Origin of the sequence: Rhizobium sp. BK661, assembly GCF_024808825.1 — a bacterium.
Lineage (GTDB): Bacteria > Pseudomonadota > Alphaproteobacteria > Rhizobiales > Rhizobiaceae > Rhizobium.
This window is the reverse complement of the sequence record NZ_JANTYT010000005.1, coordinates 201,999-212,911: the sequence shown is the minus strand read 5'-3', so window position 1 is coordinate 212,911 and position 10,913 is coordinate 201,999. Positions and strand designations below refer to the sequence as shown.

12 protein-coding genes and 1 tRNA gene are annotated in these 10,913 nt (G+C 59.7%); 6 read left to right on the top strand and 7 right to left on the bottom strand.

The window, feature by feature from the left end; genetic code table 11:
* Positions 1-490 precede the first annotated feature (490 nt).
* Positions 491-1,540 (top strand): low specificity L-threonine aldolase, encoded by a 1,050-nt coding sequence (locus tag FHX16_RS13535; protein WP_183862241.1) that lies wholly within the window; start codon positions 491-493, stop codon positions 1,538-1,540.
* Between the two features lie 10 nt (positions 1,541-1,550).
* Here the strand turns inward: FHX16_RS13535 and FHX16_RS13530 are convergent, their stop codons facing one another.
* On the bottom strand, positions 1,551-1,679 hold the full coding sequence (locus FHX16_RS13530; protein WP_259128832.1) for a hypothetical protein: 129 nt from the start codon (positions 1,677-1,679) through the stop codon (positions 1,551-1,553).
* Between the two features lie 260 nt (positions 1,680-1,939).
* On the opposite strand from FHX16_RS13530, the gene FHX16_RS13525 reads away from it, so the two are divergent.
* A complete protein-coding gene (locus tag FHX16_RS13525; RefSeq protein ID WP_183862243.1) occupies positions 1,940-2,437 on the top strand; it encodes a GNAT family N-acetyltransferase in 498 nt (165 codons plus the stop codon).
* Between the two features lie 77 nt (positions 2,438-2,514).
* Here FHX16_RS13525 and FHX16_RS13520 read toward each other — a convergent pair whose 3' ends face one another.
* Entirely contained in the window at positions 2,515-3,372 is an 858-nt protein-coding gene (locus tag FHX16_RS13520; protein ID WP_183862245.1) for a LysR substrate-binding domain-containing protein, read from the bottom strand.
* Positions 3,373-3,465: 93 nt separating this feature from the next.
* Between FHX16_RS13520 and FHX16_RS13515 the strand changes: the two genes are divergently transcribed.
* Positions 3,466-4,470, top strand: coding sequence for a bile acid:sodium symporter family protein (locus tag FHX16_RS13515; protein WP_016557099.1), 1,005 nt, complete (start codon positions 3,466-3,468; stop codon positions 4,468-4,470).
* Between the two features lie 66 nt (positions 4,471-4,536).
* Here the strand turns inward: FHX16_RS13515 and FHX16_RS13510 are convergent, their stop codons facing one another.
* Both FHX16_RS13510 and FHX16_RS13505 read right to left on the bottom strand, forming a co-directional pair.
* Positions 4,537-5,004, bottom strand: a complete 468-nt coding sequence (locus FHX16_RS13510; protein WP_183755794.1) for an Hsp20 family protein — start codon at positions 5,002-5,004, stop codon at positions 4,537-4,539.
* A 369-nt stretch (positions 5,005-5,373) separates the two neighbouring features.
* Positions 5,374-6,246 (bottom strand): Hint domain-containing protein, encoded by an 873-nt coding sequence (locus FHX16_RS13505; protein ID WP_183862247.1) that lies wholly within the window; start codon positions 6,244-6,246, stop codon positions 5,374-5,376.
* 257 nt (positions 6,247-6,503) lie between these two features.
* On the opposite strand from FHX16_RS13505, the gene FHX16_RS13500 reads away from it, so the two are divergent.
* Positions 6,504-7,478: an alpha/beta fold hydrolase gene (locus FHX16_RS13500; RefSeq protein ID WP_183862249.1), complete on the top strand. Its 975-nt coding sequence runs from the start codon at positions 6,504-6,506 to the stop codon at positions 7,476-7,478.
* Positions 7,479-7,520: 42 nt separating this feature from the next.
* On the opposite strand, the gene hisN is transcribed toward FHX16_RS13500, so the two are convergent.
* Both hisN and FHX16_RS13490 read right to left on the bottom strand, forming a co-directional pair.
* The gene (gene hisN / locus FHX16_RS13495) at positions 7,521-8,294 is read right to left on the bottom strand and encodes a histidinol-phosphatase (RefSeq protein ID WP_183862251.1); all 774 of its coding nucleotides are present in this window, start codon (positions 8,292-8,294) and stop codon (positions 7,521-7,523) included.
* A 244-nt stretch (positions 8,295-8,538) separates the two neighbouring features.
* Positions 8,539-9,420, bottom strand: a complete 882-nt coding sequence (locus FHX16_RS13490) for an N-formylglutamate amidohydrolase (protein WP_183862252.1) — start codon at positions 9,418-9,420, stop codon at positions 8,539-8,541.
* Between the two features lie 187 nt (positions 9,421-9,607).
* Here FHX16_RS13490 and cpdR1 point away from each other — a divergent pair, with 187 nt between their 5' ends.
* Positions 9,608-9,970 carry a response regulator CpdR1 gene (cpdR1, locus tag FHX16_RS13485; RefSeq protein ID WP_007527565.1) on the top strand — a complete coding sequence of 121 codons (363 nt, stop codon included), beginning with the start codon at positions 9,608-9,610 and terminating at the stop codon, positions 9,968-9,970.
* 83 nt (positions 9,971-10,053) lie between these two features.
* Positions 10,054-10,128: transfer RNA gene (locus tag FHX16_RS13480), tRNA-Val, on the top strand.
* Between the two features lie 300 nt (positions 10,129-10,428).
* On the opposite strand, the gene FHX16_RS13475 is transcribed toward FHX16_RS13480, so the two are convergent.
* Positions 10,429-10,728, bottom strand: a complete 300-nt coding sequence (locus FHX16_RS13475; RefSeq protein WP_259128811.1) for a hypothetical protein — start codon at positions 10,726-10,728, stop codon at positions 10,429-10,431.
* Between the last annotated feature and the right edge of the window lie 185 nt (positions 10,729-10,913).

The window sequence follows — 10,913 nt, the reverse complement described above, 5'->3', positions numbered from 1 at the left end:
TCCCTGATCCTAGGTTCGGCGCGTGACAGCGCTGTTGCATTAATCGAAGATCCGGTCGCCGGCGGCAGGCTCTCCAGGGAAAGCAGCCGTTGCGCTCCTGCGCCTGCCATTCCGCCTCCGCACACGGGCATTCGCCCGTATTTTGGAGAACTATAGCGTGAAACCCTACAAGTGTAAGGTTTTTTGGCATCTCCTCGGCCATCGCGGCCAAATAGGACAGCAACCCTGTCCTAATTCACTCGATCTATGCCAGAAACATATGGTCCATGCAAGACGGTAAAATCAAAAAATCGGCGCCTCGCGACCGAATATTGCCAATAGAATCGTTTCTGGCGACAGAAAATTACGCAGCTCCGCATCATTTTGTTTATTGATTGCTGAAGTCAATTTTTGTGATGGATTCCGCGCCGGCCCTTTGACCAGCCGAAATGTTGGCGTAATGTCGCCCCCCGAACCTGATCTCCCACCACATCCCAAGCGGTCCCCATCCATGTATTTTGCATCCGACAACTGGGCAGGCGCCCATCGATCCATCGCCGAACGTCTGCTCAGGGAGTCCGACGGCTTTGCCGCAGCCTATGGCGCAAGTGATCTCGACCGCCGTGTCGAGCGCCGCTTTGCGGAAGTCTTCGAACGCGACGTTGCAGTGCTTTTCGTTGGCACCGGCACGGCAGCGAACTCGCTTTCGCTCGCGAGCGTTCAACGGCCAGGCGGCATCACCTTCTGTCATTCCGAGGCGCATGTGATTGCCGACGAATGCGGCGCCCCCGACTTCTTCAGCGGCGCCCGTCTGCTTGGCGTTCCAGGCGCCGAGGGAAAGATCGACCCGGAAAAGCTCAAGGAGAAGATCGCAGCCTTCCCGCAGACCGCCGTGCAGCACGGCCGGGCAACGGCGGTCACGATCACACAGGCAACCGAGGCCGGTACCGTCTATTCCCTCGCCGAAATCGATGAGATCGCCGAGATCGCCCAGAAAGACAAACTGCCTCTCCATATGGACGGCGCACGCTTTGCCAATGCCCTCGTCTCCCTCGGCGTCAGCGCGGCCGAGATGACCTGGAAGCGCGGCATCGACATGCTGTCCTTCGGCGCCACGAAGAATGGATGCTGGTGCGCGGAAGCGATCGTGTTCTTCAATCCGGAGAAAGCGAGGGAAATGCCGTTCATCCGCAAGCGCGCCGCCCAGCTGTTCTCGAAGTCCCGCTTCATCGCGGCCCAGTTCGACGCCTATTTCGAGAACGATCTCTGGCTCGATCTCGCTCGCCATGCAAACGGCATGTCCGATCGCCTGCGCGCCGGCATCACGGCAAGCAACGGGTCACGGCTTGCCTGGCCGACCTCCGCCAACGAAGTCTTCGCCATCATTCCGAAAAGCGCTGCGAAACAGGCAGAGGAAAAAGGCGCCAAGTTCTATGCATGGCCGGTCCCGCCGGCGACACCCCAGCTAGTCGGCCCGGATCAAACCCTGATCCGGCTCGTCACCAGCTTCGCGACTGAAGAGGCGGACGTCGACGGCTTCCTTGCCTGCCTTGCAGGCTGAATTCCCGGACTCAATTCTGATGGCCCGTCACGGCGGATTGCGGCTTGCCGCTATCCGTCGTTTTCGCGTCGTGTCCCGCCACGACAATCAGCATCACACAGGCAACCAGCCCGGATACGAAGAGTACGCCATACGTCATCGGTCCGTTCTCCTTGCCCCGAAGATCGACCATGGGAGATGGGAGACTAGGCGCCGAACCTGACCAGATGACTAAGCTACAGGGTTGAGAGCGCCTTAAAATGGTAAGCAGCCCATTAACTTTTACGCGGGAGTACGATCGAAACTTGCGCCCTTCAGATCGCCCTGACGTGTGCGGTACTGAATATCGGCCCACTGGCTGCCACGCCAAAACCGCGCTATCTCGGACTGCGCCCTGATACCGAAAAGCGAGAAATACTGATGAAGATCCGTCCTGAACAGCCTAGCGACATTGTGGCGATCCGCCAGCTGACCAAAGCGGCCTTCGCGCAGATGGAGTACAGCAGTCAAACCGAAGCCGAGATCGTTGACGCACTCCGCAAAGCGAACGCTTTGACAATCTCGCTCGTCGCTGTCGAAGACGCTGCCGTCATCGGACATGTCGCCTTCTCGCCCGTTACGATCGACGATGAAGACATGGACTGGTATGGACTTGGGCCGGTTTCGGTGATGCCCGACCGCCAGGGCGAGGGCATTGGCGGAAAGCTCATTCGCGACGGCCTGGCGCGGCTCACAGATATCGGCGCCAAGGGTTGCGTCGTTCTCGGCGATCCCGGCTACTACACCCGCTTCGGCTTTCAGAATGACGCCAACCTGATCTTTGAGGCGGCTCCGCCCGAATATTTCATGCGCTTAGTGTTCGACGGCCCCACGCCCGCAGGTAAAGTCAGCTACCACGACGGTTTCAACGCCACGTGACGGGGACGCTGATCTCGCTAGACAGGTCGTGAAACCGGCTTCCAACGTTTGTTCGGCAGCCAACCGGCTTCTTTCTGTCATGCGTTGGTGCGAAGACTACGCACCTTGCCGAGAATATCGTCCGATAGCGCTGACACCAGTGCCTGGTCCGCTCCCTTGCGCGGCACCAGCACGAACTCTACATCCTCAAGCACGGGCAGCCTGCCTTTGCCGATTTCCTTCAACCCGGACGGCGCCATGCTTCGCGGCTGTACCAGCACCCCCATGCCCGCCCGCGCCGCCGCAGTCAGGCCGCTCAGGCTGCCGCAGGTGCAGACGATGCGCCAGGCGGTTCGGGTGCGGCCCAGCGCCTCGAGCGCAATGCTGCGCGTCACGCTCGGCGGAGGGAAGGCGATCAATGGCAGCGGCCCGGCGCCCAACACGTGCTCCGGATCACGCGCCAGCCAGACGAGCGGCTCGCGGTAGACCAGACGCCCGCGGGCGTCCCCCAGCCGGCGCTTCGCCAACACCAGGTCGATCTCGCCATTGTCCTGCATCTCGTAGAGCGTACCGGAGAGCGCCACCGTCAACTCCAGATCGACTGAGGGGTGCGAACGCACGAAATCCTCGAGTACGGCCGGAAGCTGGCTGGTCACGAAATCTTCCGACACACCGAGCCGAAGATTCCCGCGCAGCTTCTGCCCTCTGAATTGTGAGTGGACCTGTGCCTCGATCGCCAGCATCGCCCGGGCATGGCTAAGCAGCGCCTCGCCGTCGGTGGTCAACAGCACCTTATGGGTGTCACGCGCCAGCAGACGCCGGCCCACTGCGCTTTCGAGCCGCTGGATATGCTGGCTGACCGTCGACTGTCCGAGGCCAAGCCGCTCCGCGGCAAGCGTGAAGCTTCCCATCTGTTCGACGGCAACAAAACTGCGCAGTTGCGTAAGATCCAGCATGTTAATCCAGAAACACAATAACTGTTATTCGTTGCATCCTGTATCATAATGGAAGAAAGACAGATGATCCACTGCTCACGAAGAGTATTCGTCATGCGCCGTTTTCTGCCCGATAGCTTCACAACCCTATTGGTTTGCACGGTCGTCCTTGCCTCGCTGTTACCGGCGAGAGGGGCCTTCGCCGGCTACTTCGGGATCGCGACGAACCTAGCCATCGCCCTGCTCTTCTTCCTGCATGGTGCCCGCCTCTCCCGCGATGTGGTGATCGCCGGTCTTCTGCACTGGCGGCTCCACCTCGTTATCCTGCTGACGACGTTCGGCCTCTTCCCGATCCTTGGCCTCGGTCTCGGTTTCGTGCCTGATTGGATCTTGCCGAAGCCGCTCTACCTCGGGCTCCTGTACCTCAGCGTCCTGCCATCGACGGTGCAATCCTCGATCGCCTTCACCTCTATGGCTGGCGGCAATGTCCCGGCCGCTATTTGCTCGGCCTCGGCATCGAACATCTTTGGCATGTTCCTGACGCCGCTGCTGGTCGGCCTGCTGTTTTCCGTCGGCGGCCATGGCGGCTTCTCCTGGGATGCGCTGCAGCAGATCCTCTTGCAGCTGTTGCTGCCCTTCGTCGTCGGCCAGGTGCTGGAGCCTTGGATCGGCGGCTGGATCCGCGCAAAGAAGAAGCTGTTGATGCCTGTCGACCGGGGCTCGATCTTGATGGTCGTCTATCTCGCCTTCAGCACGGCCGTCGTCGAGGGATTGTGGCACACCTTCTCGATCGGCGATATCGCGGCGGTCATCGTCGCCGACACCGCTCTGCTCGCCTTCGTGCTCTGTTTCACCATGTACGGGAGCCGTTTGCTGGGCTTCAACAAGGCCGACGAGATCACCATCACCTTCTGCGGCTCGAAAAAGAGCCTCGCCAGCGGCGCGCCGATGGCGAGCGTGATCTTCGCCGGTCAATCGATCGGCGCGATCGTGCTGCCGCTGATGCTGTTCCACCAGATACAGCTGATGGTCTGCGCCGTGATCGCGCAGAAATATGCGGCAAAGGCCGCGCACCGGATCACCGAAGAAGAAGCCGAAGAAGCAGCAAGCCCCGCCTGACGTTGGCCAATAAGAAAGCGGCGCTCGGATGAGCGCCGCCTGCAGGATTGGTCTTGGGAGGACCGATTATTTGGCGACCTGTGCCTCGATGGCCTTCGGCGCGCTCACTGGCTCAGCCGCAATCGCGATCTTGCGCGGCTTCATGGCTTCCGGAATGCTGCGAAGCAGGTCGATGTGGAGCAGACCGTTCTTCAGCGAAGCGGCAGTGACCTCGACGTGGTCGGCAAGCTGGAAGCGGCGCTCGAAGGCGCGCTTGGCGATGCCACGATAAAGGAACTCGCTACCTTCAGCCTTTTCTTCGCTCTTCTCGCCCTTGACTGTCAGAGCGTGGGCCTGCGACTCGATGGAAATTTCGGTCTCGTCGAAACCGGCAACGGCCATGGTGATGCGGTAGGTGTTTTCGCCGGTACGCTCGATGTTGTAGGGCGGATAGGTCTGGCCCTGGTCAGGCTGACCGAGGCTGTCGAGCATGGTGAAGAGGCGGTCGAAACCGACGGTGGAACGATAAAGGGGAGAGAAGTCTACGTGACGCATGATGTCCTCCTGAGGAAGCGACGTGTTTGCGATAATTGCCCCTGAAACCCCTTGTTCGGCAGCTCCGGGACGGTTTAGCAGGCCCGTTTGGCGCCTGCAGAAATGATGTGGGGATGGTTTTTGTGGAGTTCAAGCCCCTCGCCTGAAGAGGGAACTTACCTTGCGTGAACGGCATATGAACATGCAGTTCGGAAGCCGTTCATGACAGGAGGCATAGCAATAGTGCCATCGGGTGACACTGGCCCGATGGCTGGAGTGTATCGTCCCTTCGTCTTCAGCCCGATCTCCGGCCGGCATCGCGGAACCCTCAAGTTTCGCATGCCGGTCTTTTTTATGGTGTAACTCGAAGACGAGGAAGCTTGCAGCCTGTCAGACCGACAGCTCTTTGGCTCGCGTATTGATCGCCTCGCAGGCGTCCCCGAACGGATCGCACATCGGCACTAGAGGCGAAGCGCCAAGCTGAAGAAGCGCCTTCAGGTGCTTCCAACCACCTTCCTCGCCCACCACCGGCGCGTAGGATGTCATCACGGTGCGCTCCTCGGCATAGAGGCGCTTGTACTCCGCAAAATTGGAGAAGTTCTCGTAATTGCTCTCCGACGGATGGAAGGTCTCGGCCGCAGCACCTTCGGCAAGAATGACCTCGTGGGTACTGAGCAGGACAGCATAATACTCGATCGAGGTATCATCGGCAGGAACGACCGGCGCGATTGTCGTGCCGTTGACGAGATCCCTCACGCGGATCAGTACTCCGTTCAGAAACAGCGCATGGCCTGGCGACAGGTAGAGATCGGAATGTGGTGTGCGGCTATCCAGCGCGTGGCGGGAAACGCGGATCGGCACGACACCTTCATGCCAGCGCGCACCGCTCTTCTTGAAAACCTGCCGGCCCACCCATTTGACTGGACGGGCGCTCCCGTCCGGAAGGGCAACGTTATCGCCGACGCGCAGATCCTCGACAGGCTTTTCGCCGCAATCGGTGAGGATCGCCGTCCCACGCAGGAAGCACTGTGCTCCGCCGCCACCGCCGCCTCCACCGGAGCCTCCCTGTCCGCCGGAGCCATTCCCGCCTCCACCAGAGTGACCACGCCCCCAGCGCCGCCCCATTGCACTCGCGGGAGACTTGGAAGCTGCCGTCGCCAAGGCCGCAACACCAGCGAGCCGCGCACCGGCGGCAGCGGCAACACCTAGAAAATGTCTGCGCGCGGTATTGCGTGGCAGCTTCGGATCTTCCGTGGATGACATGCTGGCGTCCTTTTGAAAAGAGTAATACCCGCCTATGTTACAATAAGTTGCATTGCATTGAACTTCGCAGAATAGAGCTAGGCCCTACCGAAAAGGGAGTAGGCAAGGCATAATGGCAGCGAAGGACGTTGCAAAAACTGAATCGTTCAGCCTGGAAAAGGCCCGAGGTATAGGTGCATTTTTCTTTGATTTGACAGGGCAATCGCCTATCCGCTTTACTCGACAGGCAAATCCGCGAAGGACACGATTGGTCGACCATGGAACAGGTCCTTTTTTCGACCCCCGAAAACCCGGCACCCGAAAACCGCACCGAAGGCTACTTCGAAACCCATGACGGCCTTCGGCTGCGCTATGCCGTTTTTCGCTCCAATGCAGCAGTGGCGAAAGGCACCGTCGTCCTTCTCCAGGGCCGAAACGAATTTATCGAGAAGTATTTCGAGACCATCCGCGACCTGACAGCCCAGGGCCTTTGGGTTGCAACCTTCGATCTGCGCGGTCAGGGCGGCTCCGACCGGGTGCTGAAGAAGGGTCCGTACGGCCATGTCCGCCGCTTCATCGACTACGAACACGACCTCGATACGTTCCTCGAGAAGATCGTCCTGCCGGATACTCGTCTGCCGTTCTTCATCCTGGCGCATTCGACCGGAGCGCTGATTGCGCTATCCGCCGCGCCCTACCTCTCGACGCGCATCGAACGGATGGTGCTGACTGCACCCTTCATCGGCCTCTCCGGCCAAGCAGCATCGGAAGGTACCATCCGCGCGCTTTCCGGGTTTGCCTGTTCGCTCGGGCTCGGCAACTTTCCGCTTGCACGCAAGCTCAGGGAACTGCCGTTCCGCGACAATCCCCTCACCTCGGATGAAGCTCGCTTCGAGCGCAACGTTGCCGTGGCTACAGCTCATCCGGAATTGATGCTGGGGCCGCCGACTGCGCGCTGGCTGCACGACTCCTTCCGGACGATTGACCGCGTCACGTCTCCGAGCCATCTGTTCTCGATCACCATTCCGACGGTGGTCATCGCGCCGACGCGCGATGCCATCGTTCCCTACATCGCGCAGGAGCGCATCTCACGCTATTTTCGCGCTGCGCAGTTCGTGCCGATCAACGGTGCGCGGCATGAGGTGCTGCAGGAGCGCGATGTCTACCGCCAGGCCGCTCTTGCGGCTTTCCACGCTTTCATTCCCGGCAGCGACGCGGAAGCCGTCGAGGAAGTCGAAGGGTTCGGTACGTAGCCCGGTCTCAATCCGCGAGACTGCCTACAAATGCCGATCGACCTACCGTCCGAGGATTGCCCTGGCCTCGTCGTAGACGGCGCGGCTGCCGGCGGCGATAATCGAGCCGCCATTTTCCGGACGCCCGCCATCCCAGGTAGTGATGATCCCGCCGGCGTTTTCGATGACCGGAATGATGCCGCCGACATCGTAAGGCTTCAGGCTGTTTTCAATCACCAGATCGACGTGACCCGCGGCAAGCAGCGCATAGGCATAGCAATCTGTACCATATCGGAAGAGCCTCACCTGGCTCTCGATCTCCCGATATTTCTCCATCTCTGCGCCTGCGAAGAGATGCGGCGAGGTGGTGAAAAGAATGGCGTTCCCCAAAGTGCCGCAATCACGAACCTGCAGTCGGCGCTCTCCCTCAGGACCGTTGTAGATAGAACCGTTCGCATCGGCGAAGTAGCGCTCGCCGGTAAACGGCTGCTCGATCATGCCCATGACCGCACGACCGTTTCTCTGCAATCCGATCAGCGTGCCCCAGACGGGCACGCCTGATATAAAGGCGCGCGTGCCATCGATCGGATCGATAACCCAGACATACTCACGGTCGAGACCGACATTGCCGTGCTCCTCGCCGAGAATGCCGTGATCGGGAAAGTGCTCCTCGATCAGCGCGCGAATGGCGACTTCCGCCGCCCTGTCGCCCTCGGTGACCGGATCGAAGCCGCTCGACAGCTTGTTGGTGACGTCGAGGCCAGAACGGAAACGCGGCAGCGTTTCTGCCTTGGCGGCTTCGGCCAGACGATTGAAGAACGAACGGTCAGGCAACATGGCGAAATCCATCTGTGGCGCGCGAATGGCGCTTTTCATAGCGGAATTGCAGCGAGTTGCAAACGAGAGCGGCAGCCTTTAGCCGGCTGCACAATAATTTTGCACTGCAAAATTTTGATTGACAATTGTGCAACGCAATAGTAGCGTTTGCTCACAGTCTTCTGACTGTAAATGCCCTCCTTGGGTGTTTCCTCCCTAGACTTGGACCGCCGCGAGGCGGTCTTTTTTTGGCAATCCGGGAGGCTTACTCGGCAGCGAGCGCGGAGTCGGTCGCGAACTGTGCCACGTAGACTGCCATCTGCCGCATGAAGGCGGTGATTGCGCCCGCAACCAGGGCAAAATCGGAACGCTTCTCCAGCGTGATTTCGTCGACATAGATCGACCGGTTCACTTCGATCTGCAGCGCATGCAGCCCACGCGACGGGCGACCGTAATGTTCGGTGATGAAGCCGCCGGCATAAGGCTTGTTGCGGATCGCGGTGAAGCCCATTTCTTCGAATATCGCGACAGCGGCACGCGACAGGTCCGCGGAAGCGCTGGTGCCGTAGCGATCGCCGATGATGAAATCCGGCCGCGCATTGCTGCCGGCAACACGGACATTGCCCGGCATCGAGTGGCAATCAATCAGCACGCCGAACCCGAACTGAACATGCGTACGGGCGATCAGTCGTCGCAGCGCCGCATGATAAGGCTTGTAAACGGCCTCGATGCGGTCTAGCCCCTCCTGCACAGACAGCCGGCGAGTATAGATTTCCATGTTCTCGGCAACGATACGCGGAATGGTGCCGAGCCCGCCCGCAACCCGCAGCGAATTGATGTTCGCATAGGGCGGCAACAGCCCGTCGAACATGCGCGGATCGAGCTCGTAGGGCTCGCGGTTCACGTCGAGATAGGCGCGCGGAAAATTGGCAAGCAGAAGCGGCGCACCGAGGGCGCTCGCATCCGCGAACAACTCGTCGACGTAATGATCCTCGGAGCGGCGTATGGAAACGCCCTCGAGCCGCGACTGAGCGATGAATTCCGGAGGATAGATGCGGCCGCTATGCGGCGAGTTGTAGACGAATGGAATGGTGTGCGACAAAGGCTCCCGGACCTCGAAAAGTGCGTATTCGGGGATTTCGTGCACCCTTTTTCCCTCTTTACCATGCCTGCCGATCGCTGCTCTGCTTATGTTGCCAGTTGCCGCACGGCAAGTCCATACTATCTCATGGGGATGACGGCCCGGACAGCCTCTTCACTGGTTGTTTACTGGCCGAATTCTAGTGTAATTGGCTGGAGCCCCACGCATAAATTACTGATTAGCGGTCTGGATAATGACTCAAAAGATACTTCTTGCAGAAGACGACAACGACATGCGCCGCTTCCTTGTGAAGGCGCTTGAAAAGGCAGGCTACAAGGTCCTCTCATACGACAACGGCGCCAGCGCCTATGACAGGCTTCGCGAAGAACCCTTCTCGCTGCTCCTGACCGATATCGTCATGCCTGAGATGGACGGAATCGAGCTGGCGCGCCGCGCGACCGAACTCGATCCCGACCTGAAGGTGATGTTCATCACTGGATTCGCGGCCGTGGCATTGAACCCTGATTCGAAGGCACCGAAGGATGCGAAGGTCCTTTCCAAGCCTTTCCACCTCCGCGACCTCGTCGAGGAAGTGAACAAAATGCTTGCCGCCTAAGGCTTCCGGCAGCGCGTGTCACAAAACCGAAAAAAGTCTATTGACGACAAAAACGGTTTGTGGTCTATGCGCCGCCATCGGATGGGCGTGTAGCTCAGCGGGAGAGCACTACGTTGACATCGTAGGGGTCACAGGTTCAATCCCTGTCACGCCCACCATTCGAATTCAAAGGCTTAGCGAGAAATCGCTAGGCCTTTTTAGTGAGCAGCTAGCAAGCAAAGCACGGGGAAGAGGCGCGAACTGATCAGCCCACCTTGGAGCGCGATCTAAGCATCCCATGCTTTATCCCAAGCATGTCTTCCCCACGATCTTGTTTGACAACTCCCCATTCCGCGAAGAATCCGTAGCAGTGCCGTCGACGACGTTTGCCTCGTCAAAGGACCCGGCTGCTACCAATCACAGTTTCGATGAGTTGGCTTGCGAGGTGAGAGTGTACGTCAAACGGCGGACCGGGGTCGTTATATCCCCGACCCGTCGAGTTCCTGGTCGTCGTCGCCTTCCCATGGAGTAGGCGTGGAGGCTCGGCTCACCGATGGCATCGGCATCCAGCACTTCAACTCCGGCTCGGCATATTCAACGACGCGACCGGGGGAGGAATCGGAGGCACGCCAGCCGTCAGCACCGAACTGATCGCCACGCGACCAGTAGACGAGGTCAACCTCCGCCGGCCCCTGTTCGGATGGGCGGACCGTGACGAGGATCCGACTGCCGTCTTTCGGCGCGCTTGCCATGTGGCGCCACCGGTCTGGCTCGTCCATCGTTTTTCCTCCCGCCTTGCCGTTGTCGAAGTGTCTCCTCGCCGTCGAAAGCGGTCAACCCAAACTTTGCACAACCCAACGACTTTCGATTGCTTGCCCGATCCAGCATTCCCAGTCGAAGGCATAGTCCACGTCGTCGCCATGTACCCTACTCTTGCTGCTCTCGCCGGGGCCAAGCTCGACCA

Bases quoted from the DNA above. Each gene is read 5' to 3' on its own strand.
- hisN (WP_183862251.1), bottom strand. From the start codon at position 8,294: ATGTTGCCTGACCGTTCGTTCTTCAATCGTCTGGCCGAAGCCGCCAAG.
- FHX16_RS13525 (WP_183862243.1), top strand. From the start codon at position 1,940: ATGAAGATCCGTCCTGAACAGCCTAGCGACATTGTGGCGATCCGCCAG.
- FHX16_RS13500 (WP_183862249.1), top strand. From the start codon at position 6,504: ATGGAACAGGTCCTTTTTTCGACCCCCGAAAACCCGGCACCCGAAAAC.
- FHX16_RS13510 (WP_183755794.1), bottom strand. From the start codon at position 5,004: ATGCGTCACGTAGACTTCTCTCCCCTTTATCGTTCCACCGTCGGTTTC.
- FHX16_RS13520 (WP_183862245.1), bottom strand. From the start codon at position 3,372: ATGCTGGATCTTACGCAACTGCGCAGTTTTGTTGCCGTCGAACAGATG.
- FHX16_RS13535 (WP_183862241.1), top strand. From the start codon at position 491: ATGTATTTTGCATCCGACAACTGGGCAGGCGCCCATCGATCCATCGCC.
- FHX16_RS13515 (WP_016557099.1), top strand. From the start codon at position 3,466: ATGCGCCGTTTTCTGCCCGATAGCTTCACAACCCTATTGGTTTGCACG.
- cpdR1 (WP_007527565.1), top strand. From the start codon at position 9,608: ATGACTCAAAAGATACTTCTTGCAGAAGACGACAACGACATGCGCCGC.
- FHX16_RS13530 (WP_259128832.1), bottom strand. From the start codon at position 1,679: ATGACGTATGGCGTACTCTTCGTATCCGGGCTGGTTGCCTGTGTGATG.
- FHX16_RS13475 (WP_259128811.1), bottom strand. From the start codon at position 10,728: ATGGACGAGCCAGACCGGTGGCGCCACATGGCAAGCGCGCCGAAAGAC.
- FHX16_RS13505 (WP_183862247.1), bottom strand. From the start codon at position 6,246: ATGTCATCCACGGAAGATCCGAAGCTGCCACGCAATACCGCGCGCAGA.